Source organism: Nitratireductor aquibiodomus (assembly GCF_900105565.1).
Lineage (GTDB): Bacteria > Pseudomonadota > Alphaproteobacteria > Rhizobiales > Rhizobiaceae > Nitratireductor > Nitratireductor aquibiodomus.
Map to the genome: position 1 here is coordinate 3,735,659 of NZ_FNSL01000001.1, position 26,179 is coordinate 3,761,837.

The window sequence follows — 26,179 nt, forward strand, 5'->3', positions numbered from 1 at the left end:
GTCGGGACATCAGGAGGATTGCAGCATGTATCGAGCCCCGGTCGACGAAATCGCCTTCACCCTGAAACATGTCACCGGGTTTGCCGCTGATCTTGATGCTGGCCGGTTTGGCGATCTCTCCGAAGATCTGGTCGATGCGATCATTGGTGAGGCCGGGCGCTTTGCGGCTGAGGAAATCGCGCCGCTTGCGAAAGTGGGCGACGAAAAGGGGGCGGTCTTAAAGGACGGCACGGTCACCACACCGCCGGGCTGGGCCGATCTCTACCGCCGCTGGTGCGAGGGCGGATGGAACGGCCTTGCAGCGCCGGAGGAATTTGGCGGGCAGGGCCTGCCAACGCTGCTTTCGGTTGCGGCCATCGAGATGTGGAACTCCGGCTCCATGGCCTTTGCAATCGGTCCGACATTGACGGTTGGCGCCATCGAGGCGCTTGAAAAGCACGCGACGCCGGAACTGCAGAAGACCTATCTCGAAAAGCTCGTCTCGGGCGAATGGATGGGCACGATGAATCTGACGGAGCCGCAGGCCGGGTCCGATCTTAATGCGCTCAAGGCGCGCGCGGAACCGGTGGGCGACGGCACCTATCGCATCTTCGGACAAAAAATCTTCATCACCTATGGTGAGCACGATTTCACCGACAACATTGTGCATCTGGTGCTGGCAAGGCTGCCGGATGCGCCGGCGGGAACGAAAGGCATCTCGCTGTTTCTTGTGCCAAAGTTCTTCGTCAATGACGACGGATCTTTGGGTGCGCGCAACGATGTCTTCTGCGCTTCCATGGAGCACAAGCTGGGCATTCATGCCTCGCCCACCTGCACCATGATCTATGGCGACGGCAAATTCGGCGACACCCCGGGTGCTGTCGGCTGGCTGATTGGCGAGGAAAACCGGGGTCTCGCCTGCATGTTCACCATGATGAACAACGCCCGTCTGGCCGTCGGTATGCAGGGTGTGGGGATTGCCGAAGCTGCAACGCAGAAGGCGATTGCTTATGCGCAGGAGCGCCGGCAGGGCCGCGCCGCCGGTGCGCCCAAGGATGGCGGAATGAGCCCGATTGTCGAGCATCCCGACATCAAGCGCACGCTTTTGACCATGAAGGCAGAGACCCAGATGGCGCGCGCGATCACCTATGCCTGTGCCTATGCCATCGACCGGGCGCGGCTTGACGAGGGCGAGGAGGCGACAGCCTGGCAGGCGCGCGCGGATATTCTGACCCCCATGGCGAAGGCCTTTTCCACCGATGTGGGCGTGGAGGTCGCTTCGCTTGGCCTGCAGGTTCACGGAGGCATGGGCTATGTGGAGGAGACGGGAGCTGCTGCACTCTACCGAGATGCGCGGATCGCGCCGATCTATGAGGGCACGAACGGCATTCAGGCAATCGATCTGGTCATGCGCAAGCTGCCGCTTCAGGGCGGTGAGGCGGTGGTGCGTCTTATCGGCGAGTTGCGCGTGGACCAGAAATCGGTTGCCGAAGCATCCGGTCTGGGGGCGACTGGCGCAAAGCTTGCAAACGCGCTCGATGATCTGGGGGCGGCGACCGATTTCATGGCCGGTGCTTTGGCCGAGGGGCGTGTGAACGAGGCGCTTGCGGGTGCGACGCCCTATCTCCGCCTTTTCTCGCTCGTCATCGGCGTGGCCTTCAATGCGCGGGCTGTTGCCGGCAACGAAAACCCCGGCCATGCCGCGCTGGTGCGTTTCATGGCGGAGAACCTGCTTGGTGAGACGGGCGCACTCAGGCAGCGGGTGACGGAGGGGGCGGGGAGCCTCGATGCGGCGGCCGACGCCCTGCTTTCGGCCTGAGGAGACGATCATGAGTGAGCATGTTCTCATTGAGCGGCGCGGTGCGGTGCAGGTCGTCCGCCTTAATCGCCCGGAGAAGAAGAATGCCATCACCCGTGCCATGTATGCGGCAATGGCCGAAGCGCTGAAGGCGGGTGACGCGGATGACGCGGTGCGCTGCCATGTGCTTCTGGGCCAGCCAGGCGCGTTTTCGGCAGGCAATGACCTTGCCGATTTCATGGCGGTGGCCGCCGGTGGCGAAGGCGGCGAGGAAGTCTATGATTTTCTTCTGGCGCTGGCCGGGGCGGGAAAGCCACTGGTCTCGGGTGTGGATGGCATTGCGGTGGGGATCGGCACGACGATCCACATGCATTGCGACCTGACCTTCGCCACACCTGAAACCGTGTTTTCCACGCCGTTTGTGGATCTCGGCCTCGTGCCGGAGGCGGGATCGAGCCTGCTGGGCCCCTCGATCATGGGGCATCAGCGAGCCTTTGCGCTGCTTGTTGCAGCTGAGGGATTGCCGGCGCAAGAGGCGCAGGCGGCTGGGCTGATCCACCGCGTGGTGGGTGAGGGCGAACTGGAGAGTGCGGTCTTCAAGGCGGCGGAGGCACTTGCCGCAAAACCGCCCGAGGCTTTGCGCATCGCCCGGAATCTTCTGCGCGGTCCGCGCGACCATATTGTCGCGCGCATCGGGGAAGAGGGCGAGCAATTTCGCGCGCGTCTGAAATCGGACGAAGCGCGCGCGGCCTTCATGGCCTTCATGAGCCGCAAGTAGCAGTGGGCCCCGAAACGTCATCGCCGAAATGAGCTGATGACGTTGGGGGCAACCGCGCTCAGGGGTAAAGCCGCTCGGTCTGCCAGTCGCCCTTTTCGTCGCGGGTGAAGACGACGCGGTCGTGCAGGCGGAAGGGGCGGTCGTGCCAGAATTCGATGGTCTGCGGAACGATCCGGAAACCCGACCAGTGCGAAGGGCGCGGGATCGTGCCGATGGCGAATTTTGCCGTGTATTCGGCAACCGCTTTTTCCAGCGCGAAGCGGCTTTCAAGCGGTCGTGACTGTTTTGAGGCCCAGGCCCCGATACGGCTGCCGCGTGGACGCGAGGCATAATATTCGTCGGCCTCTTCGTCGCTCACCACTTCGACCGGCCCGCGAATGCGCACCTGTCGGCGCAGGCTCTTCCAGTGAAAGCACATGGCCGCTTTCTTTGCGCTCAGGACCTCGCCACCCTTGGCGCTCTCGAAATTTGTGTAAAACACGAAGCCGCGCTCATCGAAACCTTTCAGGAGCACCATGCGCACATTGGGCATTCCATCGGGGTCGACGGTCGCCAGAGCCAGCGCATTGGGATCGTTGGGCTCGGATTTGGTGGCGTCTTCAAGCCATTCGGCAAAGAGCCGGAAAGGCTCTTCACGCTCCGTGAAGTCACCGGATTTTAACGTCTCGTCAATCATACTGGCTGCCTGTTCGCTTATTCTACGGGGAGAATGCCGATTGTCGGGGGCAACGCAAGCGCCAGTTCGGGGTATGGCCTTGGCTCTACGTCTTTCCCGGCGTCTTTTTTTTCCCGTGGCGGTCGCCCTTCTTGCCGGTTGCAGCGTGTCGGCCCTGGATCTGGAGGAGCCGGGCATCGACCCGTCGGTTGTGACCGGTTCGATTGCCCCCGCCCCGGAAACGATCCCGCCCGCACATCTGCCCGTGGGAACGGATGCGATGCTGCATGCGATGGTTGCCGAGATGGGGGAAATGCTCGACGGCGCGCCGCCGCTCTCCTGGGTCGATGAGGAAAACGGTGTGCGTGGTGTGATCTCTCACATATATGACGACGGGACGTGCCGGCGCTTCGTGACCACGCGCGAAAGTTTCGACGGGATAAGCCTTTATCGCGGCACCGCTTGCCCAAGCCCGGAATTCGGGTGGCAGATTCAGGCTTTTGAAGCGGTTTGACGAACGAAACCGGTGGAAGGTCTGGAATTTCTTCCTAACCGAACGCATATAGTGAACAACATCCCGAATTCACGAGCGTTTTGCCCTATAATGGGGAACGACCAGGAACAGAGTTGCACATGCGCAATCCATATGACGTTTTGGGCGTGGCCAAAAACGCCTCGTCCAAGGAGATAAAATCGGCTTACCGAAAGCTGGCGAAACAATATCATCCGGATCAGAAGCCGGACGATCCGAAGGCCAAGGAACGCTTTGCCGAGATCGGGCAGGCCTATGAGATACTGGGCGACGAGAAGCAGCGCGGCGCTTTCGACCGCGGCGAGATCGATGCCGAGGGCAAACCGCGTTTTGCTGGCTTTGAAGGCGCCGGTGCAGGTGGCGACCCGTTTGCGGGCTTCCGCCGTTCCGGCCGTGGCGGGCCCGGAGCCCAGCATTTCGAGTTCAGAAGCGGCGGTCCCGATGGCGCCGGCTTCAGCGGTGCTGACATTTTCAGCCAGATTTTCGGCGACGCATTCTCTCAGGGCGGCTCTGCAGGGCATGCCGGGCAGGGGCGCCGTACGGCTGGTGGCGCCAGACGTCCCACTGGCATGGGCGACCTGAACGCGACACTGGATGTCGACATTGAGGACGTGGCAAAGGCTGCCAAGGTGACGGCGATTTTCCCGGGTGGGCGGCGCATCGCGGTCAAGCTTCCGCGTTATGTGGAGGATGGGCAGACCATCCGCCTCAAGGGGCAGGGCGAGGAGACGCCGTTCGGCGAGCGCGGCGATGCGCTGGTCAAGCTGCGTTTCAGGACGCATCCGCGCTACCGGGTCGAGGGGCGCGATCTGCATGTGGACCTGCCGGTGAGCCTGCGTGATGCGGTTCTGGGCGCGAAAGTGCCTGTCGAAACGCCGACCGGAAGGCTGGCGCTGACGGTTCCGGCGTGGACCAGCTCGGGCAAGGCGATGCGCCTCAAGGGGCAGGGGCTGCCGCGCAAGACCGAGGGCAATGGCGATCTCTACGCCCATGTCCAGATCATGCTGCCGGAGGGCGGAGACCCTGCTCTGGAGGCATTGTTCCGCCAATCTGCTTGATGCCTTGGCCGGGCTGTGCGATAGGGCTGCCGGTTTATCGCATTGCGCGACCGGAGAATCGCCGGCACGTGCGGGTGCAGAACACAGGATGATGAAGCGGCGCGCCTTCAGGTGAAAGCATGACGCTTCGGCAATTGAATTCGGAGAACCATTCCATGACCAATGGCAATGGCCTGATGGCCGGAAAGCGCGGACTCATTCTGGGGGTCGCCAACAACCGCTCGATCGCCTGGGGGATCGCCAAGGCTTGCGCCAATGCGGGTGCGGAACTGGCGCTTACCTATCAGGGCGACGCGCTTAAGAAACGGGTTGAGCCACTGGCTGAAGAACTCGGTGCGATTGTCGCCGGTCATTGCGATGTGACCGACATGGACAGCGTGGATGCGGTGTTCAAGAAGCTTGAGAAGGAGTGGGGAAAGCTGGACTTTCTTGTCCATGCGGTGGCCTTCTCCGACAAGGACGAGCTGACCGGCCGTTATGTCGACACGAGCCGCGACAATTTCCTGCGCAGCATGGATATTTCGGTCTACTCGCTGACGGCGCTTGCAAAGCGCGCCGAGCCGCTGATGAGCGATGGCGGGTCGATCCTGACGCTGACCTATTACGGCGCCGAGAAGGTGATGCCGCATTACAACGTCATGGGTGTTGCCAAGGCAGCGCTCGAGGCGAGCGTGCGTTATCTGGCGGTGGACATGGGTGGAAACAACATCCGCGTCAACGCCATTTCGGCGGGCCCGATCAAGACACTTGCCGCTTCCGGCATTGGCGATTTCCGCTATATCCTGCGCTGGAATGAATACAACTCGCCCCTGAAGCGCGTTGTCACCACCGACGAAGTGGGCGATTCAGCACTTTACATGCTCTCGCACCTTTCGCGCGGCGTGACCGGAGAAGTGCTGCATGTGGATTCAGGCTACCATGTCGTCGGCATGAAGGCGGTTGATGCTCCCGACATCTCCGTCGTGACGGAGTAGGCACGAAGGCGCATTGTGCTTCCATTGCTATACATCATTCGCCACGGCCAGACCGCTTGGAACGTGGAAGAGCGTCTGCAGGGACAGGCCGATACGGACATCAATGCGGTTGGTCAGGTTCAGGCCGACCGCAATGGCATCCGTCTTGCCGATCTTCTGAACCACGATGCTGACGGCTTCGATTTCGTTGCAAGCCCGCTGCGGCGCACACGCGAAACCATGGAGCGCGTGCGTGCAGGGCTTGGCCTTCCGCGCGAAGGCTATCGGACCGACCCGCGGCTGATGGAACTGAATTTCGGCGACTGGCAGGGCTTTACCTATGCCGAACTGGAGGCTGCCGATCCCGGCTGCACGGCGGGGCGCTCCAGCGACAAATGGGGTTTTGTGCCGCCCGGTGAAGCCGCCGAGAGCTATGAGACGCTCGCCGAGCGCGTAAAACCCTGGCTGGAAGAAGTGGAAGGCCCCACGGTGTGCGTGACCCATGGCGGGGTCATCCGGTCGCTCCTTTATCTTACGGGGCATGCTTCAAGCGACGAGGCCGCAGCACTCGTCATCCCGCAGGACAGGATTCTCCGGTTTGACAACGGCGCGGTGGACTGGCTCTGAAGCTTATTCAGGCAACAGCATGTCGGTGATCTGCTTCACGCCGTCATCGACTTCGCGGTAGGCCAGAATGACACTCATGCCCGGTTCGATGGCGGAGACGTCCATTTCGCCCGGCAGTTTGTAGGTCTGTCCATTGTCCAGGGTGATGGTCAGCTTCTCCGGGTCGACATTGGAGACCGTGCCCTCCGCATCAAGGGCGAAGGCGGAGGAAGCGAGCATGAATAAGCCCATTGCTGCAGCGAAAATGCGCATTCCATACCTCTCGGATTTCGACTTGGGCACCAGTTCTCGTGGCGCGGATTCGAACGATTTCTTAAACCACCTAAATGTGTCAAAACTTGCGCATTAAGCAATCCGGTTTGACCACATTCGCAAAGGTCAATAGAAGCGGGGCGACCGGCCGGCGACAACAGCGCAATGGTCGCTCTGTCTGATCTGTGGAAGCCTGCATTCATGTCTCACAACACATTCGGCCATCTGTTTCGTGTCACCACCTGGGGCGAGAGCCATGGCCCGGCCATCGGCTGTGTGGTCGACGGGTGCCCGCCGGGTATTCGTTTCACGCAGGCCGACATCCAGGCCGAGCTCGACAGGCGGCGGCCGGGGCAGTCGCGCTTCGTCACGCAGCGGCGTGAGCCGGACGCGGTGAAGATCCTGTCAGGTGTGCTACCGGACGAGGATGGTGAAACGCTGATCACCACTGGCACGCCGGTTTCCATGCTGATCGAGAATGTCGACCAGCGCTCCAAGGATTACGGCGAGATCGCAAAACGCTACCGGCCGGGGCATGCCGACTACACCTATGAGACCAAATACGGTCTGCGCGACTATCGCGGTGGCGGGCGCTCTTCGGCGCGAGAGACCGCAACGCGGGTTGCTGCCGGCGCGCTTGCCCGCAAGGTGGTGCCGGGCATGACTGTGCGCGCCGCTCTGGTTGCCATGGGTGAGAAGGAAATCGACCGGGCGAACTGGACCTGGGATTTCATCGGTGATGCGGAAAACCCGTTTTTCACGCCGGATCCGAAGTCCGTTCCGGTCTTTACCGAATATCTCGATGGCATTCGCAAGGCCGGCTCCTCGGTGGGGGCAGTCATTGAGGTGGTGGCGGAAGGGGTGCCGGCGGGGCTCGGTGCGCCAGTCTATGCCAAGCTCGATCAGGATATCTGCGCCAATCTTATGTCGATCAACGCCGTCAAGGGCGTTGAGATCGGCAACGGTTTCGAGGCGGCGCGCATCACCGGCGAGGAAAACGCCGACGAGATGAGGATGGGCAATGACGGCACGCCGCGTTTCCTGAGCAACAATGCCGGCGGCATTCTGGGCGGCATCTCCACCGGTGAGCCCATCGTCGCGCGCTTTGCCGTCAAGCCGACCTCGTCGATCCTGACGCCGCGCCAGAGCATCGACAGGGATGGCAATGAGGTCGACGTTCTGACCAAGGGCAGGCACGACCCGTGTGTGGGCATCCGCGCCGTGCCGATCGCCGAGGCGATGGTTGCCTGCGCGATCGCCGATCACTACCTGCGCCACCGCGGCCAGACAGGCCGCATCTGACGGAGTTTTTTTGCATGCCCTATGACCAGAAGAAGGTCGTTGAAGCCCTGCGCGCCTTTGAGAAGGGCGAGATGGTCGTCGTCATGGACGATGACGGACGCGAGAACGAGGGCGACATCATCGTTGCGGCGGTGCACTGCACACCGGAAAAGATGGCGTTCATCGTGCGTCACACATCGGGCATCGTCTGCGCGCCCATGCCGCATGGCGAGGCGCGGCGGCTGAACCTGGCGCCCATGGTGGCCGAGAACGATGCACCGCATGCGACGGCCTTCACCGTCAGCGTCGATTTCAAACATGGCACCACGACCGGCATTTCGGCCGAGGACCGCACACTGACGGTGCGCAATCTGGCGAACCCGAATGTGGGACCGGGCGATTTCGTGCGTCCGGGCCATATCTTCCCGCTGGTCGCGCGTGAGGGCGGGGTGCTGATGCGCTCGGGCCACACGGAAGCTGCCGTCGATCTGTGCAAGCTCGCCGGGCTGCCCCCCATCGGCGTCATCTGCGAGTTGGTGAATGACGACGGCACCGTGATGCGCGGACCGCAGGTTTCGGCCTTTGCGGAGAAGAACGGGCTGATGCAGGTGTCGGTTGCCGATCTCATCGCCTATCGCCAGCGGCAGGAAACGCTGGTCGAGCGGGTGGCGAGTTTTGACATCGACACGCCAAGCGGACCGGCAAAAGCGCATGCCTACACGCTTCCCTGGGAAGTGATGCAGCATGTGGCAATCGTCTTCGGCGACATTCGTGACGGGGTGGATATCCCCGTCAGGCTCCACACCGAGGATGTCATGGCGGATGTGTTTGGCAGGGAGGAGCGCCTGCACGAAGCAATGAACCGCATGGTCGGCCTTGGCCGTGGCGTTCTGGTCTATCTGCGCGAAGGCTCGGTGGGCGTTGCCCATGAGAACCGGCGGCGCCCTGCGGGCAGCGATCGCGAGGACCATGACGAGGCGCTGCGGCGGGAAAGCGAGTGGCGCGAGATCGGCCTTGGGGCACAGATACTCAAGGATCTCGGCATTTCCTCCATCAAACTGATGGCCTCGCGCGAGCGCCACTATGTCGGGCTTGAAGGCTTCGGCATCGAGATCGCCTCGACCGATATCGTCTGAACCCGGTGAAACAGGTCCGGCTCATCCGGACCTGTCTCCCGTCTGCGCCAGGCGGTTTTACTCGGCTGGCTGGAACGCCGTGTCAGCCCTGGCGCGGCGCTCGCCGGCGAGGCTCCTCTGGCCGAGCAGAACCGTCAACAGGGCCGAAAAACCAGCCGCCACCGAGACCCAGAAACCGTTCTGCGGCCCGAATGCATCGATCACCCAGCCGGCAACAAACGAGCCGAGCGCCATGCCGATGCCGATACCGGTCATAACCCAGGTAATCCCCTCCGTCAGCATGGCCGGCGACACGCGGCGCTCGATCACGCCGAATGCGGTAATGAAGGTGGGCGAGACGGCAAGGCCGCTAACGAACACCGCCACGGCGAGCAGAGGCACTGTATCGGCGAAGAGAAGCGGCAGCGTGGTGAAGGCGATGACGGCCACGGCGATCGCGAGCTGGCGCTGCAGGGGCATTTTGAGGTTGAGCGCGCCGATGACGATGCCGATCAGGAACGAGCCAACGGCGTAGACGCCGATGACGAGGCTGGCGGCACCTGGCTGGCCGAGGGCCTTGGTGATGGCCACGGAGCTGACTTCAGCGGTGGCGAAGATGGCACCGACGAAGATCAGGGCAAGTGTGACGATCTGGACCGAGCGCAGGCGGATCGCGGAATGCGCTGGCCCGTCTCCGGCAGGGCGTATGCCCGGTTCGGTGGAGCGCTGCAGCACGAAGGCCGCCGTGCCGAAGGCGAGGAAGAGCGTGCTGGCGAGCATCCCGGCTTCCGGGAAGAATGAGACGCTCAGGCCCACCGAAAGAGAAGCACCGGCGATATAGACCAGCTCGTCGGCGACCGATTCGAATGCGAATGCGGTGTTGAGCTCGGGGCGGCCATGGAAGATCTCCGTCCAGCGGGAGCGCACCATGGCCGGGATGCTGGGCATGGTTGCTGCGGCGAGAGCTGCGGCAAACAGTGTCCATAATGGCCAGTCGCGGTTTGCCGCGACAATGAGCACCAGAAACGCGATGACGGAAATCGTGGCGAACGGCGTCAGCACGGCGCTCTGGCCGCGCCGGTCGACCAAGCGGGATATCTGCGGTGCGACGAAGGCATTGGTCAGGGCGAAGGTGGCGGAGACGGCACCGGCGAGCCAGTATTCGCCATGGGTCTGCGATAGCATGGCGACGATGCCGATCGGCGCCATTGCAATGGGCAGGCGGGCGAAGAAGCCGGCAGCTGCGAAGCCCTTGGCACCCGGTGCCTTGAAGATCTGGCGATAGGGGTTAGGCATTGGAGTGATCCTTGATGCGGAGTCGGGAGTGGTTTACATACGCGGCGTATGTGGGTTAGATAATTACATACGTAACGTATGTCAATTGATATACGTCGCGTATGTGAATGGAGACTGGAATGGCGCACAAACCGCGCAGTGAAATGATCGCTGAAACCAGAGCCAAGCTCGTCGCCGCCGCGCGGGACGCCTTTGGGCGGGTCGGCTATGCGAATGCCTCAATGGACGATTTCACCGCGGGAGCCGGCCTGACACGCGGAGCGCTCTACCACCATTTCGGCGGAAAGCAGGGCCTCCTGGAAGCGGTCATCACGCAGATCGATGCGGAAATGTCGGCGCGGCTGAACGGTGTTTCGGCACGCTTTTCAGACCCCTGGCAGGGGTTCGTGGAGGAATGCGTTGGCTATATCGAGATGGCGCTGGAGCCTGAAATCCAGCGCATCATGCTGCTTGATGGGCCGGCGGTTCTGGGCAATCCGTTCAACTGGCCCAACCAGCCGGGCTGCATCCGTTCCCTGACGAACAGCCTCAAAAGGCTTGTCGCGGACGGACAGGCTGATGTGGCGGATCCGGAAGCGACGGCGCGCCTTGTCAGCGGCGCAAGCCTCCATGCATCGCTCTGGATCGCAAACTCAGATGATCCCGAGGCGACATCGAAGCGCGCCGTCGCCGCCTTCAAGCGCCTGCTCGAAGGTCTGCGCACAGGCGCCCCTTCCTCCGGTTGACAATCCGGCCGCATCGTTCATCCTCCCCGGGAAACGGCAGGAGAGCTGTTCGCAGGAGAGCTGTTCGCAGGGGGGCTGTTGCATGTGGGATTTCGATATTGGCAGGACGCTGGCGATCATGGGCCGGACATGGCCTTTCATCGTGCTGCGCATGCTGGTCTATTTCGGTATCACGACGGCCTATATCTTCGCCACCGGAACGGGGGCGGGCGTCGGCTACGGTGTGGGTCATATCTCGAGCGATCCCGGCGGTCCGGGTACATTTGCGCTCTGGGGCGGCATTGTCGGCTTTGGGCTGGTTTCCGCAATCGTCTACTGGATTCGCGAATACATCCTCTACATCGTCAAGGCCGGCCATATCGCGGTGATGGTGCATCTGATCGACGGGCGGGATGTGCCCGATGGCAAGAACCAGATCACCTATGCGCGTCAGGAAGTGACGGCGCGTTTTGCCGAGGCGAATGTGCTTTTTGTTCTCGATCAGCTCGTAAAGGGCGTGATTCGCGTCTTGACCGGACTGCTGGGCGGCATTGCCGGTTTTCTGCCTATTCCCGGCCTCGACACACTCATGCGTTTCGTCAACACGGTGATCCGCATTGCGCTTACCTATGTCGATGAGATCATCCTTGGTTACAACATCCGCATCGGTTCCAGCACACCGTTCGAGACCGCACGGCAGGGCGTGGTGCTCTATGCCCAGAATGGCAGGACCATGCTGAAGAACGCTGTCTGGCTGGCGCTCTTCATGTGGCTTCTGACTTTTGTCGTCTTCCTCGTCATGCTGGCACCGGCCGGAGCGATCCTCTACGCCATGCCGGGGCAACTGGCGGGCTGGGCCTTTGTGCTGGCCATTGTCTTTGCATGGGCGGTGAAGGCCGCGCTCATCGAGCCCTTTGCCATTGCCGCGCTGATGTCCGTCTATTTCAAGGTTATCGAGGGACAGACACCCAATCGCGAATGGGATGAGCGGCTGAGCAGCGCATCAAGGCAGTTCCGCGAATTGAAGGAACGGGCGCTGGAAACCGTGGGTGTCCGTTCACGTGCAACGCCGGCAAAACCAGCAGGGTGAAACCTTGTTGACATGCGGGCAAAGCGCGACAACCCGTCATGGCCAAGCCATGGTTTGGCCACTACACTTATGGGATGAGAACCCGCTTCTATACACACCCGATCTGTCGTGAGCACCTCACGCCACCCGGCCACCCCGAGCGGCCCGATCGCCTGCGGGTGATCGTCGACCGGTTGGACGACGAGCCCTTCGCCTATCTCGAACGGCTTGAGGCACCGCTGGCTGATGAAGAGACGGTGCTTCTGGCGCACCCGGCCGAGCATCTCGACAAGGTGAAGGCCAGCATTCCGGACGAGGGGCTGGCCGTGATCGATGATGACACGACCGTGAGTCCGAAGAGCCTGGAGGCCGCGCTGACGGCCATCGGCGGGGCATTGGCCGGCGTGGACGACGTATTTTCGGGCGAGGCCGGGAACGTTTTTGTTGCCGGACGTCCGCCCGGCCATCATGCTGAGAAGAACCGGGCCATGGGCTTCTGCCTCTTCAACAATGCCGCCATTGCAGCCCGTCACGCGCAGAAGGAACACGGTGCAGAGCGCATCGCCATCGTCGACTGGGATGTGCATCACGGCAATGGAACCCAGGATATCTTCTGGGACGATCCGAGTGTGCTCTACTGCTCCACGCACCAGATGCCGCTTTACCCGGGCACGGGTGCAGCCCATGAAGCGGGCGCCGGCAACATCGTCAACGCGCCGCTGCCTGCAGGCTCCGGTTCGGAGGCTTTCCGCGAGGCGTTCGACGAAAAGGTGCTGCCGGCGATCGACCGGTTTGCGCCGGACCTGATCATCATCTCCGCCGGTTTCGATGCTCACCGGCGCGACCCGCTGGCGGAACTCAATCTGGAGGCTGACGATTTCGACTGGGCGACCGGCGTTCTGATGGAGCGGGCCGACCGTTTGTCACAGGGGCGGGTTGTCAGCCTGCTTGAAGGTGGGTACGACCTGCAGGGGCTTTCCGTGTCGGTCGCTGCGCATGTCGGCCGTTTGTTGAAGGGATAAGAGATGGCCGAAGAAGCCAACAGCGACATCAAGGGCATGAGCTTCGAGCAGGCGCTCGAGGCGCTGGAGAAGATCGTTGAGGATCTCGAGCGTGGCGATGTGCCGCTCGACCAGTCGATCAGGATTTATGAGCGCGGCGAGGCGCTGAAGAAGCATTGCGATCAGCTCCTGAAGTCTGCCGAGGACAAGGTGGAGAAGATCCGCCTGTCGCGTGAAGGCCAGGCCACCGGCAGCGAGCCGCTCGACGAGGGCTGAGCCCGAAATAATTCCGGGGCCGGCAACCTCTGTACATTTGTTTGTGCGGAGGTTGTTTTGTGTTCGGGGTTCGAAAATCAGGTTCCGGTGAAACTGTACTGTTTCATCGCATTGCGTTTACTTTGCGTGGCCGAAGCCCTATGTCGAAGTGATGCAAACAGCCGAGGTGACGCGCGTGAAATCGCCGCCCGACACACCCCTTCTTGATACGGTCGGCACACCCGCCGACCTGAAGCGCCTTTCACAGGACGACCTTCCCCAGCTTGCCGACGAGCTGCGCGCGGAACTGATCGATGCGGTTTCGAAGACCGGTGGCCATCTTGGGGCCGGGCTTGGCGTGGTCGAACTGACCGTGGCGTTGCACTATGTGTTCGACACGCCGGACGACCGGCTGATCTGGGACGTCGGCCACCAGGCCTATCCGCACAAGATCCTCACCGGGCGGCGCGACCGCATCCGCACGCTGCGCCAGGAGGGGGGGCTCTACGGCTTCACCAAGCGGTCGGAGAGCGAATACGATCCCTTCGGCACAGCGCATTCCTCCACCTCCATCTCGGCCGGCCTCGGCATGGCTGTTGCCCATGGGCTCGCAGGGGAAAAGCGCAATGTCATTGCGGTGATTGGTGACGGCGCCATGTCGGCAGGCATGGCCTATGAGGCGATGAACAATGCCGGTGCGCTCGATGCGCGGCTCATCGTCATCTTGAACGACAACGACATGTCGATTGCGCCGCCGCAGGGCGCGATGAGCGCCTATCTGGCGCGTCTCGCCTCCGGACGCACCTATCAGGGTGTGCGCGATTTCGGCAAGAAGCTGACCTCCTATCTCGGCGAGGGTGTCGACCGCGCCATCACGCGCGCCGTGGAGCACGCGCGCGGTTATGTGACCGGCGGTACGCTGTTTGAGGAAATGGGGTTCTTCCATATCGGCCCCATTGACGGGCACAATTTAAAGCACCTCGTTCCGGTCCTGAAGAATGTGCGCGACAACGGAAACGGGCCGGTGCTCATCCATGTGGTGACGAAGAAGGGCAAGGGCTATCCACCAGCCGAGGCCGCTGCCGACAAGTATCACGGCGTCAACAGGTTCGACGTCATCACCGGCGCGCAGGCCAAGGCGCCTGCCAATGCGCCGAGCTACACCAAGGTGTTTGCTCAGTCGCTGGTTCAGGAAGCGCGCGAGGACGAGCGGATTGTCGCTGTGACGGCCGCCATGCCGTCGGGCACGGGGCTCGACCTTTTCGAGAAGGAGTTCCCCGAGCGCATCTTCGATGTCGGCATTGCCGAGCAGCACGCGGTGACGTTCGCCGCCGGTCTGGCAACCGAGGGGCTGCGCCCGTTTGCGGCGATCTATTCGACCTTTCTGCAGCGCGGCTATGACCAGGTGGTGCATGACGTGGCGTTGCAGAACCTGCCGGTGCGTTTTGCCATCGACCGGGCGGGGTTTGTCGGCGCGGACGGCCCCACCCATTGTGGCGCTTTCGACATCACCTATCTGGCCAGCCTGCCAAATTTCGTCGTCATGGCAGCAAGCGACGAGGCGGAACTGCGGCACATGGTGCGCACGGCCGTCGAACACGATCAGGGGCCGATTGCCTTCCGCTATCCGCGTGGCAATGGCGTTGGTGTCGAGATGCCGGAACGCGGCGAAGTGCTGGAACTCGGCAGGGGGCGCGTGATGCGTGAGGGCACGAAGGTGGCACTGCTGTCGCTCGGAAGCAGGCTTGAGGACTGTTTGAAGGCGGCGGACGAACTGGATGCAGCAGGCCTTTCGACGACCGTGGCCGATGCGCGGTTCGCCAAGCCGCTGGACACGGCGCTCATCCGGCGACTGGCGCTTGAGCATGAGGTGCTGATACCTATTGAGGAGGGCGCGATTGGCGGTTTCGGCTCGCATGTCCTGCACTTCCTGGCCCATGAAGGTCTGCTTGAGAGCGGCGTGAAGGTGCGGCCCATGGCCATGCCGGATCGCTTCATCAACCATGCCAAGCCCGAGCGTATGGTGGAGGATGCGGGGCTCGATGCGGGAGCGATTGTGCGCACTGTGTTCGCCGCCCTGGGGCAGAGTGCCGAGAGTGCAGCGCGTGCATGAGAATAGGGCGAGGGCGAAGAGGGGCGCAGTTTACCCCCCTCTGGCCTACCGGCCATCTCCCCCCTTGAGGGGGAGATCGGGCTGCAGGAAAGCAGCATTCTCCCTTGATCGTCTGGCAGGACCAGTGACACCTCCAATCTCCCCCGTTGAGGGGGAGATGCCTGGCAAGGCAGAGGGGGGTGAACTGCGCCATCCAAAAATGCCGTGCGGAATGCCGGCATGAGGCTCGACCAGTTTCTCGTGGAACGTGGATTTTTTGGCAGTCGCGCCCGCGCCCGCGACGCAATTCTGCGCGGCACGGTGAAGGTGGACGGCATCCCGGCGAAAAAGCCGGGGCAGACGGTCGCGCCCACTGCCGGGGTCGCCGTCGATGACCCGGCCAGCGCCTATGTTTCGCGCGCGGCACTGAAACTCCTTCATGGCCTCGACGTCTTCGGTTTCGACCCGGCCGGTTGCCATGCACTCGACATCGGTGCCTCGACCGGCGGTTTCACGCAGGTGCTTCTGGAGCGCGGTGCGGACCATGTCACGGCCATCGATGTGGGCACCGGCCAGATGGATGCGCGCATTGCCGGCGATCCGCGCGTGACCGCGCTGGAAGGGGTGAATGCACGACACCTGGGCATGGAGCACCTGGGCGCGCGGACACCGGATTTTCTCGTTTCGGATGTGAGCTTCATTTCGCTCAAGCTCGCCCTGCCACCGGCGCTCGCCCTTGCCGCGCCGGGAGCGCGCGCCATCTTTCTGGTGAAGCCGCAATTCGAGGCTGGCCGCGAGGCCATCGGCAAGGGCGGTTTGCTGCGCGATCCGGCGCGCGCGGAGGAGATTGCCGACGATCTGAAGAATTGGCTGGGGACGAATGCCGGCTGGCGGGCGACAGGGCTTGCGCCATCACCCATCGAAGGCGGAGACGGAAACCGCGAATTTCTACTGGCCGGGCGCAGGGACCGATGAGCGAAACGCTGACGATTGATCATCTGGGTGCACAGGGCGACGGCGTGGTGGCCACGCCGGCGGGTCCCGTCTATGTGCCATTTGCTCTTCCGGGCGAGGTGGTGGAAGCGGAACTGCGCAAGGGGCGCGCTGAAAAGACGATATTGCGTGAGGCATCGCCCGAGCGCATCGAACCCGCCTGCCGGCATTTTGGCGATTGTGGCGGCTGCGTGGTGCAGCATCTTGAAACGGGCGCCTATCTCGCATGGAAACGCGACAAGGTGGTGCATGCGCTGGAGGCGCGCGGTGTCGAGGCTGAGGTCGAAGACGCGCTTGCCTGTTCGCCTGAGACGCGCCGGCGCGTAACGTTTACCGCAAGGCGGCTGGGATCGGAGGTTCTTCTGGGCTTCAATGCCGCGCAGAGCCATCGCATCGTCGTGATCGAGGAGTGCCCGGTGGCAACCCCCGGTATCGTGGCGGCGCTCGGCGATTTGCGGGACCTCGCCAGGGCCATCGCGGCGACGCCAAAGCCGTTTCACCTGACGGTGACGGAAACCCGCACCGGGCTCGACATTGCAGCCGCCGGCGCTGGGCGGCTTGGCGAAAAACAGCGCCGTGCGGTGATCGATCTGGCGCTGGCAAAGGGATTTGCCCGGCTTTCGGCTGATGGCGAGATCATCGTGGAGGGCCAGAAGCCGAGCGTTATGTTCGGCGACGTGCCGGTGGCCATTCCGCCGGCGGGTTTTCTGCAGGCCACGCTTGCTGCGGAAGAGGCAATGGCAGCGCTGGTGGGCCGCCATCTTGATGGGTGCAAGCATGTTGCCGACCTCTTCGCCGGCAGCGGCACGTTCGCGCTGCGGCTGGCGCAGAACGCGCGGGTCTATGCGGCTGAAGGCGATGCGATTGCGCTTGCCACGCTCGATATCGCCGCACGGCAATGGCCCTCTTTGAAGCCGGTGACGGCGGAAAAACGCGATCTCTTCCATCGCCCCCTTCTGACGAAGGAACTGGCGCAGTTCGACGGTCTCGTGTTCGATCCGCCGCGCGCGGGGGCGGAGTTTCAATGCCGGCAGATTGCGCGTTCAGAGGTGAAGCGGGTTGCGGCGGTTTCGTGCAATCCGGGCACGCTGGCGCGAGATCTGGCGATCCTTGTTGCCGGGGGCTACCGGGTCACGCGGATTGTTCCGATCGATCAGTTTCTCTGGTCGCCGCATGTGGAAGCGGTGGCGCTTCTGGAGAAGAAGCCAAAGCGGCGCTGATCAGCTCTTCAAAAGCATGTCGACATAGGACGGCACGACCCGGCTGGCCGGTCCGTGGACGGCCTCGTCGAAATCATCGAACGTATCCGACGGTTCGAGATTGAGCTCGATCGTATGAGCACCGGCCCGGCCCGCTTCCTGAACAAACTGCGCAGCCGGATAAACATTGCCGGACGTGCCGATGGAGATGAAGAGATCCGCAGCGCGGAGCGCGTCGTAGATGCGCTCCATCTGGTAGGGCATTTCACCGAACCAGACGACGTCAGGGCGCAGGTGCCCGACCGTGGCGCAGGCGGGGCAGGGCGTTTCGAGCGACATGTCGCCTTCCCACGGGCTACGATCACCGCAATGGGTGCAGAGCGCGCTGCGGTGTTCGCCATGCATGTGGATGAGGTTTTTCGAGCCGGCGCGTTCATGGAGGTCGTCGATATTCTGGGTGACGAGCAGGACCTCACCGGAGAATTCCCGCTCCAGCCGGGCGAGTGCGCGGTGGGCATCGTTGGGCTCCAGTTCAGCGATCCTGCGTCGGCGCATGTTGTAGAAATCATGCACCAGCGCGGGATTGGCGGCAAAGCCCTCTGGCGTTGCTACATCGCGGTAGTCGATCTTCGACCACAACCCGTTCTTGTCGCGGAAGGTGTCCACGCCCGATTCTGCGGAGACCCCCGCGCCGGTGAGTATGACGATCCGCCGGTAATCCATCAGGTCTGCGTGCCGCCCACGGTCATCTGGTCCATGCGCAGATGCGGCTGGCCGACGCCGACGGGCACGCCCTGTCCGGCCTTGCCGCACATGCCGATGCCATTGTCGAGGGTCATGTCATTGCCGACCATGGAAACGCGGTGCATGGCGTCCGGGCCATTGCCGATCAGCATGGCGCCCTTAACGGGCTGGGTGACCTTGCCGTCCTCGATCATGTAGGCCTCGGTGCAGCCGAACACGAACTTGCCGGAGGTGATGTCCACCTGACCGCCGCCGAAGGACACGGCGTAAATGCCCTTCTTTACAGAGGCGATGATTTCTTCGGGCGTCCTGTCGCCGCCCGTCATGTAGGTGTTGGTCATGCGGGGCATGGGCTCATGCGCATAGGATTCGCGCCGACCGTTGCCGGTGGGGGCCATGCCCATCAGGCGGGCGTTCTGGCGATCCTGCATGTAGCCGACCAGCTTTCCGTCCTCGATCAGCACATTGCGGCCCGACGGGGTGCCTTCATCATCGATGGTAAGCGAACCGCGTCGCTCCGAGATGGTACCGTCATCGACAACGGTCACACCCTTTGCTGCGACCTGCTCCCCCATCAGCCCGGCGAAGGCGGAGGTCTTCTTGCGGTTGAAATCGCCTTCGAGCCCGTGCCCGACGGCTTCATGCAGCATGACGCCCGGCCAGCCATTGGCGAGCACGATATCGAAGGTGCCGGCAGGCGCGGGTACGGCTTCAAGGTTGACAAGAGCCTGGCGCAGCGCCTCGCTCGCGGCGAACTGCCAGGAATCCTCGGCCAGAAACTCGCCAAAACTCTTGCGTCCGCCCATGCCATAGGAGCCGGTTTCCTGCCGGTCGCCATCGCCGACCATGACCGAGACATTGACGCGCACAAGCGGGCGGATGTCGCGGGCGATCTGGCCGTCGGCACGCACGATTTCCACATGCTGCCATGAGGCGGCTAGCGAGGCTGTGACCTGCCGTACGCGCGGGTCTTTCGCACGAAGCCAGCCATCGATTTCCTGCAGGAGCTTCGCTTTTTCCTCAAAGCCCGGCGAGGTGATCGGGTTCTCGTCTCCATAAAGACGCTGATTCGTGCCGGTGGGAGCCGTGGCGAGATTTCCCGAATATCCGTCCTTGACGGTGGAAACGGCGTCGGCGGCACGGCGCAGCGAGGCTTCGGACAACTCGCTGGAGTGGGCATAGCCCGACGCTTCACCGGCAACGGCGCGCAGGCCAAAACCCTGATCGGTGTTGAAGCTCGCGGTCTTCAGGCGCCCATCGTCGAAAACAAGCGCTTCCCCTTCCCTGTATTCAAGGAAGAGTTCTCCGTCATCCGCGCCGCTGATCGTGTCGGCAACGAGGGATTTCAGACGATCAGGGGAGCAATCGAATGCGTCGAGAAGCGATTTGGCGGTCATGTACAATATCCTGTCGAAACTCCCTTTCATTTAAGGGAGCAGGTGCACGCAATCCAGTGCGGCTTGGACAGGAACTTCCGCGATTAGCGGGGCAGGGCGTCGAAACCTTCCGCGAAACCGTTGAGGTCAACGGGGATGCCAATGCCTTCTTCCGGGGTCTGGAAGACGATGAAGGTGGCGGACTGGCCGGTCTTGAAAGTTTCCACAAGCTGATCCTCAAGGATCACCTCGGCATAACAGCCATCCTGGAAACAGCGCACGAAATAGGCGCGGCCGATATCCTTGCCGTCCACATTGAGGCCGAGCCCGTTGGGCAGGAGCACGCCGAGCGGCGCCAGAACGCGCAGGATCTCGGCCTTTCCGTCGGCAGTGCGCAGCACAACGACGGAAAGACCCATCTCCGGTCGGTCTTCTGCGACAACATTCTGCATCATCGCGCACTGCTCGCTGGAGGCGCCGGCCGGCGTGTCGCAAAGGATCGACCAGGCACCATGAGTTGAGCGAACCGTCCCGCTCTGCTGCGCATGCGCGCCCAGAACGGGGAAAACGGTCATCGCGAGCGCGGCGGCGGCGCATTTGAGGAAGGACGTGCTCATGGTTCCTGGCTCCCATACGAATCAGGGCAATTTATCCTGCGATCGCGGTTGGCGAAAAGGGATGGCGTCGGCAAAAGATTGGGAAAACCCGTTTATGCGAAATCAATAATGACATTTGCGGGCAATTCCGACCGAAATGGGACGCCCCGGCGTTTTGTGCTATTGCACTTTCAATATGGACGGCAGTATGAGCCTGCCGAAGGGGCGCAAAAATGCCGCACGTCGCATCCAACGCCTTCCTTGCGGTTCAAATGAGAGTATGGTTTGAACGCGCCTATAAAAAGCCAGAATTCCCTTTGCGGCAAAACCGGATCATCCGGCTTGCCGTGTCGCCACGGGAGATGACGAGGGTTATGAAGAATATCGCTGTTGGCCTTGCCACTCTGCCGTTTCTCGCCACGGGCGCCGTTGCTGCGCAACCAGAGCCCTGGCAGATGCGCTTTCAACCGGCTGCAACCGGCATCATGCAGGAGATCACCTGGTTCGAGGAATACACTTTGTGGTTCATCGTTCCGATCACCATTCTCGTGATGGCCTTGCTGGCGTGGTGCATTTTGCGTTTCCGCGCAAAGGCAAACCCCACGCCATCGCGCACCAGCCACAACACGCTGATCGAAGTCATCTGGACCGTTGGTCCGGTGATCGTGCTTCTGTTCCTTGCGGTGCCGTCCTTCCAGCTTCTGACGGCGCAGTATACGCCCGAAGAGGAGCCGGCATTCACCATCAAGGCGACCGGCGTCCAGTGGTACTGGGATTACGAATACCAGCTTGAAGAGCCTGTTTCCTTCAGCTCTCTCATGCTCAAGGAAGACGAGCGCGCCGACGCGGGCAAGGAAGACAAGTCTGTCTATCCGCGCCTTCTGGCAGTGGACAATGAAATCGTTGTTCCCGTGGATGCCACCGTGCGCGTTCTCGTGACGGCCAGCGACGTGATCCACGCTTTTGCCATGCCGGCTTTTGGCATCAAGGTGGACGCCGTTCCCGGTCGCATCAACGAGACCTGGTTCAAGGCCGAGAAGGAAGGCCTTTATTATGGTCAGTGCTCGGAACTGTGCGGCAAGGACCATGCCTATATGCCGATTGCCATCCGCGTTGTGGCTCAAGACCAATATGACACCTGGATCGCAGCCGCGGGCGAGGACCTCGCCGGCGCCAACAAGGCTTTGATGGCCGCGATCGAGGGCAAGACGAAAGTTGCGTCTGCTGGCGAATGAGCCGGCAGACGTCTAGAGAGGAAATGGAGCGGTAGGAAATGGCAGGCGCTACAACCCAAGACGCCCATGGCGAACACAAGCCAACCGGATGGACCCGGTGGGTTTATTCCACCAACCACAAGGACATCGGTACGCTCTACCTGATCTTCGCCATCTGCGCGGGTATCATCGGCGGCTTCCTGTCCGTCATGATGCGCTGGGAGCTTGCTGAGCCCGGCATCCAGATTTTCCATGGCCTTGCCGCCATGGTCTACGGTTTCGAGGGCGATGCCGCCATCGACGCCGGCAAGCACATGTTCAACGTGTTCACCACGGCGCACGGTCTCATCATGATCTTCTTCATGGTCATGCCCGCGCTGATTGGCGGCTTCGCCAACTGGATGGTGCCGATTATGATCGGTGCGCCGGATATGGCGTTCCCGCGGATGAACAACATCTCGTTCTGGCTTCTTCCGCCGGCGTTCATTCTTCTGCTCATGTCCCTCTTCGTTCAGGGGCCGGCCGGTGCTTACGGCACGGGTGGCGGCTGGACGATCTATCCGCCGCTTTCGACGTCCGGTCAGCCCGGCCCCGCAATGGATCTCGCAATTCTGTCGATCCACATTGCCGGTGCTTCGTCGATCCTCGGCGCGATCAACTTCATCACCACCATCTTCAACATGCGCGCTCCGGGCATGACGCTGCACAAGATGCCGCTGTTTGCCTGGTCGGTGCTGATCACGGCCTTCCTGCTTCTCTTGTCGCTCCCGGTTCTGGCCGGAGGCATCACCATGCTTCTGACGGACCGCAACTTCGGCACCACGTTCTTTGCACCTGAAGGCGGCGGCGACCCGATCCTGTTCCAGCATCTGTTCTGGTTCTTCGGTCATCCGGAAGTGTACATTCTGATCCTGCCGGGCTTCGGCATTGTCAGCCACATTGTCTCGACCTTCTCGAGGAAGCCGATCTTCGGTTATCTCGGCATGGCCTACGCCATGGTCGCCATTGGCGCCGTCGGCTTCATCGTGTGGGCACACCACATGTACACGACCGGCCTGTCGCTCGACACGCAGCGTTACTTCGTGTTCGCAACGATGGTGATCGCGGTTCCGACGGGCGTGAAGATCTTCTCGTGGATCGCCACCATGTGGGGCGGTTCCATCGAGTTCCGCACGCCGATGATCTGGGCCATTGCCTTCATCTTCCTGTTCACCGTTGGCGGTGTGACGGGCGTGCAGCTCGCCAATGCCGGTCTCGACCGGGCCATGCACGACACCTATTACGTGGTTGCACACTTCCATTACGTGCTTTCCATGGGGGCCGTGTTCGCGATCTTCGCTGCCTGGTACTACTGGTTCCCGAAGATGACGGGCTACATGTACAACTCGTTCATCGCCCGCGTTCATTTCTGGATCACCTTCATCGGCGTGAACGTCATCTTCTTCCCGCAGCACTTCCTGGGTCTGGCCGGCATGCCGCGCCGCTATATCGACTATCCGGATGCGTTTGCCGGCTGGAACATGGTGTCGTCCTACGGCTCCTATCTGGCGGCAATCGGTGTGCTGGTGTTCCTGTTCGGTGTGTTCGAGGCTTTCGCCAAGAAGCGCCCGGCCGGTGCCAACCCGTGGGGCGAGGGCGCGACGACGCTCGAGTGGCAGCTTTCTTCGCCGCCGCCCTTCCACCAGTGGGAACAGCTGCCGAAGATCCGCTGATCGCAGGCAAATACAAAGCATGAAGGTTGCGCGGCCCGTCTTCGAATGTGCCGCGCAACCGATTAACAGAACGAAGGCACAACATGGCACTGGTTGATCAGGAGCATATGGACGACACGGGGCTGCGCCTTTCCGAGGCAGCGCCCGGCGATTTCATTGCGCTGTTGAAGCCGCGCGTGATGTCGCTTGTCGTCTTTACGGCCTTTGTGGGCATGGTGATGGCGCCGGGTGTGCCAAACCCGCTGCTTGCGATCATCTCCATCGCGGCCATCGCCGTTGGTGCGGGCGCCTCGGGCGCGCTCAACATGTGGTATGACGCCGACATTGATGCGGTGATGGGGCGCACGGCCCGCCGACCCGTTCCGGCCGGTCGCGTCACGCCGGGCGAGGCGCTTGGCTTCGGTCTGGTGCTCTCGGCGTTTTCCGTGGCCACACTCGGCCTGATGGCCAACTGGACGGCCGCAGCGCTGCTGGCCTTTACGATTTTCTTCTACGCCGTGATCTACACGATGTGGCTCAAGCGCTCGACGTCGCAGAACATCGTCATTGGCGGTGCCGCGGGCGCGCTGCCGCCGGTCGTTGGCTGGGCCGCAGTCACCGGCACGGTGAGCATGGAAAGCCTCGTGCTCTTCCTCATCATCTTCCTGTGGACGCCGCCGCACTTCTGGGCGCTGGCCCTTTTCAAATCGGGCGACTACGAGCGCGCGGGCATTCCGATGCTACCCAATGTCGCCGGACATGCCGCGACCAAGAAGCAGATTTTCATCTATGCGCTGCTTCTCGCCGCAAGCGGTATCCTGCCGGTGGTGGCAGGTTTTGCGAGCTTTGCATATGGCGCGGTTGCCGCCATTCTGGGCGGCGGCTTTGTCTGGTATTCTTGGCAGGTGCTGCGCATGCCCGAGAGCGACGTCTCCATGAAGCCCGCCAAGGTATTGTTCGGCTATTCGCTGCTTTATCTTTTCGTGCTGTTCACGGCGCTTCTCGCCGACCGGCTGCTTGCCAGCCTTGGCCTGGTTTCGTGAGGTGACATGATGGACAAGGAATATGTGAAGCCGACAGAAGCCCAACTCAAGGCGCGCCGCAAGCGCTCCATTGCGCTTGCCATCGCGCTCGCCGTTTTTGTCGTGATTGTCTATATCGGCAGTCTGGCCAAGCTCGGTCCCGGCCTGTTCGAGCGTGCGATGTGAGGTGTGACATGAGCGGCGAGCAAGGAAACCAGAACTCGACAGCCGGAAACCGGAACCGCAATGCGGCGATCCTGTGTGTTGCCGTGGTTAGCGGCATGGTTGGCATGGCTTATGCTGCAGTCCCGCTCTACCAGCTTTTCTGCCAGGTGACGGGGTATGGTGGCACCACACAGCGTGTCGAGCAGTATTCCGATACGATTCTGGACCAGACCATCACCGTCCGGTTCGACGCCAACACGAACGGTGTTCCGTGGGAGTTCCAGCCGAAACAGCGCGAAGTGACGCTGCGTCTCGGCGAGACGACGCAGATTTCCTACGTTTCGCGCAATTTGTCGAACGAGCCCACGTCGGGCACGGCAACGTTCAATGTTTCGCCGGCGCGGGCCGGTGCCTATTTCAACAAGGTTGAGTGCTTCTGCTTTACGGAACAGGAGTTGCAACCGGGGCAATCCTATGACATGCCGGTCGTGTTCTTTGTCGACCCGGAGATCGTCAAGGTGCCTGAATTGAAGAACCTGAAAACGATTACGCTTTCCTACACATTCTTCCCGCTTGAGAAGAAGGCGCCGGTGGCTGCCGCGCCCAAGACCAACACCAATCAGAACGAGAATCTCGGGGGCTGACATGGCCGACGCGCACGCAAAACATCACGACTATCACATCATCGACCCGAGCCCATGGCCGTTCCTTGGCTCGCTTGGCGCTCTGGTCATGTCCATTGGCGGCATCGCCTGGATGAAGGCGCTCAACGGCTCGGAGTTCACCATCTTCGGTGTCGACCTCGCCGCGACCAATTTCTGGCTTTTCCTGATCGGTCTCTTCCTGGTGCTTTTCACCATGTATTGCTGGTGGGCCGATACCATCCGAGAAGGGCATGAGGGCCATCACACCCGTGTCGTTTCGCTCCATCTGCGCTACGGCATGATCATGTTCATCGCTTCGGAGCTGATGTTCTTCGTGGCGTGGTTCTGGGCTTTCTTCGATGCGAGCCTGTTCCCTGGCGAGGCGGTGCAGGCAACGCGCGCCGAGTTTACCGGAGGCGTGTGGCCGCCGGCGGGCGTCGAGGTTCTCGACCCCTTCCATCTGCCGCTCTACAACACGATCATCCTGCTGCTCTCCGGCACCACGGTGACATGGGCGCACCATGCGCTGCTCGAAGACGACCGCAAGGGCCTCGTGTGGGGACTGGCCCTGACCGTGGTGCTTGGCGTGCTGTTCTCCTTCGTTCAGGCCTATGAGTACATGCACGCACCGTTTGCCTTCTCCGACTCTATCTATGGGGCAACGTTCTACATGGCGACCGGTTTCCACGGCTTCCACGTGTTTGTCGGAACCATTTTCCTGCTGGTCTGCCTGTTGCGCGCCATGGCTGGTGATTTTACGCCGAAGCAGCATTTCGGCTTCGAGGCGGCTGCCTGGTACTGGCACTTCGTTGACGTGGTGTGGCTCTTCCTCTTCACCTTCGTTTATGTGTGGGCCTCGGTCGGTGCGACCATCGCGCACGGCTGATAACGGCAGCCTGAGAATGCAAAAGCGGCTGGGGAAACCCGGCCGCTTTCTTTTTTTACCCGGTCGCATTCTTTTTTGGGGCGCATTCTCGTCCTATCCGTGGGATGCGTCATGAGGCGGCGTCGACCGGGCTGGACCTACCGTGCTAGAGCGCAGGGACATGCAACCGGATGGACCTAACTCTCCGTGGCCTGACGCGGGATT

The 26,179-nt window shown here is 62.0% G+C and carries 27 protein-coding genes; 21 read left to right on the plus strand and 6 right to left on the minus strand.

The features are described from left to right. Nucleotides 1–25 precede the first annotated feature (25 nt). A complete protein-coding gene (locus BLW55_RS17615) occupies nucleotides 26–1,798 on the plus strand; it encodes an acyl-CoA dehydrogenase family protein (protein ID WP_090329655.1) in 1,773 nt (590 codons plus the stop codon). A 10-nt stretch (nucleotides 1,799–1,808) separates the two neighbouring features. Beyond that, nucleotides 1,809–2,555 carry a crotonase/enoyl-CoA hydratase family protein gene (locus BLW55_RS17620; protein WP_090330051.1) on the plus strand — a complete coding sequence of 249 codons (747 nt, stop codon included), beginning with the start codon at nucleotides 1,809–1,811 and terminating at the stop codon, nucleotides 2,553–2,555. A 58-nt stretch (nucleotides 2,556–2,613) separates the two neighbouring features. Here the strand turns inward: BLW55_RS17620 and pdxH are convergent, their stop codons facing one another. Then, complete coding sequence (gene pdxH, locus BLW55_RS17625; RefSeq protein WP_007009846.1) at nucleotides 2,614–3,231, minus strand: pyridoxamine 5'-phosphate oxidase; 618 nt, start codon at nucleotides 3,229–3,231, stop codon at nucleotides 2,614–2,616. Between the two features lie 79 nt (nucleotides 3,232–3,310). Between pdxH and BLW55_RS17630 the strand changes: the two genes are divergently transcribed. The 4 genes from BLW55_RS17630 to BLW55_RS17645 all read left to right on the plus strand — a co-directional run bounded on the left by BLW55_RS17630 (nucleotide 3,311) and on the right by BLW55_RS17645 (nucleotide 6,380). After that, nucleotides 3,311–3,724: an RT0821/Lpp0805 family surface protein gene (locus tag BLW55_RS17630; RefSeq protein WP_177175104.1), complete on the plus strand. Its 414-nt coding sequence runs from the start codon at nucleotides 3,311–3,313 to the stop codon at nucleotides 3,722–3,724. A gap of 119 nt (nucleotides 3,725–3,843) precedes the next feature. Further along, entirely contained in the window at nucleotides 3,844–4,800 is a 957-nt protein-coding gene (locus BLW55_RS17635; RefSeq protein ID WP_007009844.1) for a DnaJ C-terminal domain-containing protein, read from the plus strand. Nucleotides 4,801–4,955: 155 nt separating this feature from the next. Beyond that, nucleotides 4,956–5,774, plus strand: coding sequence for an enoyl-ACP reductase FabI (gene fabI / locus BLW55_RS17640; RefSeq protein ID WP_025029487.1), 819 nt, complete (start codon nucleotides 4,956–4,958; stop codon nucleotides 5,772–5,774). A gap of 15 nt (nucleotides 5,775–5,789) precedes the next feature. Beyond that, nucleotides 5,790–6,380 (plus strand): histidine phosphatase family protein, encoded by a 591-nt coding sequence (locus BLW55_RS17645; RefSeq protein WP_007009841.1) that lies wholly within the window; start codon nucleotides 5,790–5,792, stop codon nucleotides 6,378–6,380. A gap of 3 nt (nucleotides 6,381–6,383) precedes the next feature. Here BLW55_RS17645 and BLW55_RS17650 read toward each other — a convergent pair whose 3' ends face one another. Continuing rightward, the gene (locus tag BLW55_RS17650; protein WP_007009840.1) at nucleotides 6,384–6,632 is read right to left on the minus strand and encodes a DUF1344 domain-containing protein; all 249 of its coding nucleotides are present in this window, start codon (nucleotides 6,630–6,632) and stop codon (nucleotides 6,384–6,386) included. Between the two features lie 201 nt (nucleotides 6,633–6,833). Between BLW55_RS17650 and aroC the strand changes: the two genes are divergently transcribed. Both aroC and ribB read left to right on the plus strand, forming a co-directional pair. Then, nucleotides 6,834–7,934, plus strand: a complete 1,101-nt coding sequence (gene aroC / locus BLW55_RS17655; protein ID WP_025029489.1) for a chorismate synthase — start codon at nucleotides 6,834–6,836, stop codon at nucleotides 7,932–7,934. A gap of 14 nt (nucleotides 7,935–7,948) precedes the next feature. Next, on the plus strand, nucleotides 7,949–9,049 hold the full coding sequence (gene ribB / locus BLW55_RS17660) for a 3,4-dihydroxy-2-butanone-4-phosphate synthase (protein ID WP_090329657.1): 1,101 nt from the start codon (nucleotides 7,949–7,951) through the stop codon (nucleotides 9,047–9,049). Between the two features lie 57 nt (nucleotides 9,050–9,106). Here the strand turns inward: ribB and BLW55_RS17665 are convergent, their stop codons facing one another. After that, entirely contained in the window at nucleotides 9,107–10,324 is a 1,218-nt protein-coding gene (locus tag BLW55_RS17665) for an MFS transporter (protein ID WP_025029490.1), read from the minus strand. 119 nt (nucleotides 10,325–10,443) lie between these two features. On the opposite strand from BLW55_RS17665, the gene BLW55_RS17670 reads away from it, so the two are divergent. The 7 genes from BLW55_RS17670 to BLW55_RS17700 all read left to right on the plus strand — a co-directional run bounded on the left by BLW55_RS17670 (nucleotide 10,444) and on the right by BLW55_RS17700 (nucleotide 17,658). Then, on the plus strand, nucleotides 10,444–11,049 hold the full coding sequence (locus tag BLW55_RS17670; RefSeq protein ID WP_090329658.1) for a TetR/AcrR family transcriptional regulator: 606 nt from the start codon (nucleotides 10,444–10,446) through the stop codon (nucleotides 11,047–11,049). A gap of 82 nt (nucleotides 11,050–11,131) precedes the next feature. Beyond that, complete coding sequence (locus tag BLW55_RS17675) at nucleotides 11,132–12,118, plus strand: hypothetical protein (RefSeq protein ID WP_007009835.1); 987 nt, start codon at nucleotides 11,132–11,134, stop codon at nucleotides 12,116–12,118. A gap of 74 nt (nucleotides 12,119–12,192) precedes the next feature. Further along, nucleotides 12,193–13,119 carry a histone deacetylase family protein gene (locus BLW55_RS17680; RefSeq protein WP_090330052.1) on the plus strand — a complete coding sequence of 309 codons (927 nt, stop codon included), beginning with the start codon at nucleotides 12,193–12,195 and terminating at the stop codon, nucleotides 13,117–13,119. Nucleotides 13,120–13,122: 3 nt separating this feature from the next. Further along, nucleotides 13,123–13,374, plus strand: a complete 252-nt coding sequence (locus BLW55_RS17685; protein ID WP_007009833.1) for an exodeoxyribonuclease VII small subunit — start codon at nucleotides 13,123–13,125, stop codon at nucleotides 13,372–13,374. 151 nt (nucleotides 13,375–13,525) lie between these two features. After that, nucleotides 13,526–15,466, plus strand: coding sequence for a 1-deoxy-D-xylulose-5-phosphate synthase (dxs, locus tag BLW55_RS17690; protein WP_177175105.1), 1,941 nt, complete (start codon nucleotides 13,526–13,528; stop codon nucleotides 15,464–15,466). A 219-nt stretch (nucleotides 15,467–15,685) separates the two neighbouring features. Continuing rightward, nucleotides 15,686–16,420, plus strand: a complete 735-nt coding sequence (locus tag BLW55_RS17695; RefSeq protein WP_090329659.1) for a TlyA family RNA methyltransferase — start codon at nucleotides 15,686–15,688, stop codon at nucleotides 16,418–16,420. Further along, on the plus strand, nucleotides 16,417–17,658 hold the full coding sequence (locus BLW55_RS17700) for a class I SAM-dependent RNA methyltransferase (protein WP_090329660.1): 1,242 nt from the start codon (nucleotides 16,417–16,419) through the stop codon (nucleotides 17,656–17,658). Before BLW55_RS17695 ends, BLW55_RS17700 begins: the two co-directional genes overlap by 4 nt. Here the strand turns inward: BLW55_RS17700 and BLW55_RS17705 are convergent, their stop codons facing one another. The 3 genes from BLW55_RS17705 to BLW55_RS17715 form a co-directional block, all read right to left on the minus strand. Next, nucleotides 17,659–18,360: an NAD-dependent deacylase gene (locus BLW55_RS17705; protein ID WP_007009830.1), complete on the minus strand. Its 702-nt coding sequence runs from the start codon at nucleotides 18,358–18,360 to the stop codon at nucleotides 17,659–17,661. Then, the gene (gene tldD / locus BLW55_RS17710; protein ID WP_090329661.1) at nucleotides 18,360–19,778 is read right to left on the minus strand and encodes a metalloprotease TldD; all 1,419 of its coding nucleotides are present in this window, start codon (nucleotides 19,776–19,778) and stop codon (nucleotides 18,360–18,362) included. The genes BLW55_RS17705 and tldD overlap by 1 nt, the downstream gene beginning before the upstream one ends. Nucleotides 19,779–19,861: 83 nt before the next feature. Beyond that, nucleotides 19,862–20,332, minus strand: a complete 471-nt coding sequence (locus tag BLW55_RS17715; protein WP_244423510.1) for an invasion associated locus B family protein — start codon at nucleotides 20,330–20,332, stop codon at nucleotides 19,862–19,864. A 395-nt stretch (nucleotides 20,333–20,727) separates the two neighbouring features. On the opposite strand from BLW55_RS17715, the gene coxB reads away from it, so the two are divergent. From coxB to BLW55_RS17740, 6 genes are all read left to right on the plus strand, one after another. Next, nucleotides 20,728–21,588 (plus strand): cytochrome c oxidase subunit II, encoded by an 861-nt coding sequence (gene coxB, locus BLW55_RS17720; protein ID WP_007009827.1) that lies wholly within the window; start codon nucleotides 20,728–20,730, stop codon nucleotides 21,586–21,588. A 38-nt stretch (nucleotides 21,589–21,626) separates the two neighbouring features. Next, nucleotides 21,627–23,279 (plus strand): cytochrome c oxidase subunit I, encoded by a 1,653-nt coding sequence (gene ctaD / locus BLW55_RS17725; RefSeq protein WP_007009826.1) that lies wholly within the window; start codon nucleotides 21,627–21,629, stop codon nucleotides 23,277–23,279. Nucleotides 23,280–23,362: 83 nt separating this feature from the next. Further along, nucleotides 23,363–24,301 carry a heme o synthase gene (locus tag BLW55_RS17730; RefSeq protein ID WP_090329662.1) on the plus strand — a complete coding sequence of 313 codons (939 nt, stop codon included), beginning with the start codon at nucleotides 23,363–23,365 and terminating at the stop codon, nucleotides 24,299–24,301. A gap of 6 nt (nucleotides 24,302–24,307) precedes the next feature. Further along, complete coding sequence (locus BLW55_RS20845; protein ID WP_155983369.1) at nucleotides 24,308–24,466, plus strand: hypothetical protein; 159 nt, start codon at nucleotides 24,308–24,310, stop codon at nucleotides 24,464–24,466. A gap of 8 nt (nucleotides 24,467–24,474) precedes the next feature. Next, the gene (locus BLW55_RS17735; RefSeq protein ID WP_007009823.1) at nucleotides 24,475–25,089 is read left to right on the plus strand and encodes a cytochrome c oxidase assembly protein; all 615 of its coding nucleotides are present in this window, start codon (nucleotides 24,475–24,477) and stop codon (nucleotides 25,087–25,089) included. Between the two features lies 1 nt (nucleotide 25,090). Next, a complete protein-coding gene (locus tag BLW55_RS17740) occupies nucleotides 25,091–25,975 on the plus strand; it encodes a cytochrome c oxidase subunit 3 (protein ID WP_090329663.1) in 885 nt (294 codons plus the stop codon). Nucleotides 25,976–26,179 lie beyond the last annotated feature (204 nt).

Coding starts and splice junctions, on each gene's coding strand:
- BLW55_RS17615 (WP_090329655.1), top strand. CDS start 26: ATGTATCGAGCCCCGGTCGACGAAATCGCCTTCACCCTGAAACATGTC.
- BLW55_RS17620 (WP_090330051.1), top strand. CDS start 1,809: ATGAGTGAGCATGTTCTCATTGAGCGGCGCGGTGCGGTGCAGGTCGTC.
- pdxH (WP_007009846.1), bottom strand. CDS start 3,231: ATGATTGACGAGACGTTAAAATCCGGTGACTTCACGGAGCGTGAAGAG.
- BLW55_RS17635 (WP_007009844.1), top strand. CDS start 3,844: ATGCGCAATCCATATGACGTTTTGGGCGTGGCCAAAAACGCCTCGTCC.
- fabI (WP_025029487.1), top strand. CDS start 4,956: ATGACCAATGGCAATGGCCTGATGGCCGGAAAGCGCGGACTCATTCTG.
- BLW55_RS17650 (WP_007009840.1), bottom strand. CDS start 6,632: ATGCGCATTTTCGCTGCAGCAATGGGCTTATTCATGCTCGCTTCCTCC.
- aroC (WP_025029489.1), top strand. CDS start 6,834: ATGTCTCACAACACATTCGGCCATCTGTTTCGTGTCACCACCTGGGGC.
- ribB (WP_090329657.1), top strand. CDS start 7,949: ATGCCCTATGACCAGAAGAAGGTCGTTGAAGCCCTGCGCGCCTTTGAG.
- BLW55_RS17665 (WP_025029490.1), bottom strand. CDS start 10,324: ATGCCTAACCCCTATCGCCAGATCTTCAAGGCACCGGGTGCCAAGGGC.
- BLW55_RS17670 (WP_090329658.1), top strand. CDS start 10,444: ATGGCGCACAAACCGCGCAGTGAAATGATCGCTGAAACCAGAGCCAAG.
- BLW55_RS17675 (WP_007009835.1), top strand. CDS start 11,132: ATGTGGGATTTCGATATTGGCAGGACGCTGGCGATCATGGGCCGGACA.
- BLW55_RS17680 (WP_090330052.1), top strand. CDS start 12,193: ATGAGAACCCGCTTCTATACACACCCGATCTGTCGTGAGCACCTCACG.
- BLW55_RS17685 (WP_007009833.1), top strand. CDS start 13,123: ATGGCCGAAGAAGCCAACAGCGACATCAAGGGCATGAGCTTCGAGCAG.
- dxs (WP_177175105.1), top strand. CDS start 13,526: ATGCAAACAGCCGAGGTGACGCGCGTGAAATCGCCGCCCGACACACCC.
- BLW55_RS17695 (WP_090329659.1), top strand. CDS start 15,686: ATGAGGCTCGACCAGTTTCTCGTGGAACGTGGATTTTTTGGCAGTCGC.
- BLW55_RS17700 (WP_090329660.1), top strand. CDS start 16,417: ATGAGCGAAACGCTGACGATTGATCATCTGGGTGCACAGGGCGACGGC.
- BLW55_RS17705 (WP_007009830.1), bottom strand. CDS start 18,360: ATGGATTACCGGCGGATCGTCATACTCACCGGCGCGGGGGTCTCCGCA.
- tldD (WP_090329661.1), bottom strand. CDS start 19,778: ATGACCGCCAAATCGCTTCTCGACGCATTCGATTGCTCCCCTGATCGT.
- BLW55_RS17715 (WP_244423510.1), bottom strand. CDS start 20,332: ATGACCGTTTTCCCCGTTCTGGGCGCGCATGCGCAGCAGAGCGGGACG.
- coxB (WP_007009827.1), top strand. CDS start 20,728: ATGAAGAATATCGCTGTTGGCCTTGCCACTCTGCCGTTTCTCGCCACG.
- ctaD (WP_007009826.1), top strand. CDS start 21,627: ATGGCAGGCGCTACAACCCAAGACGCCCATGGCGAACACAAGCCAACC.
- BLW55_RS17730 (WP_090329662.1), top strand. CDS start 23,363: ATGGCACTGGTTGATCAGGAGCATATGGACGACACGGGGCTGCGCCTT.
- BLW55_RS20845 (WP_155983369.1), top strand. CDS start 24,308: ATGATGGACAAGGAATATGTGAAGCCGACAGAAGCCCAACTCAAGGCG.
- BLW55_RS17735 (WP_007009823.1), top strand. CDS start 24,475: ATGAGCGGCGAGCAAGGAAACCAGAACTCGACAGCCGGAAACCGGAAC.
- BLW55_RS17740 (WP_090329663.1), top strand. CDS start 25,091: ATGGCCGACGCGCACGCAAAACATCACGACTATCACATCATCGACCCG.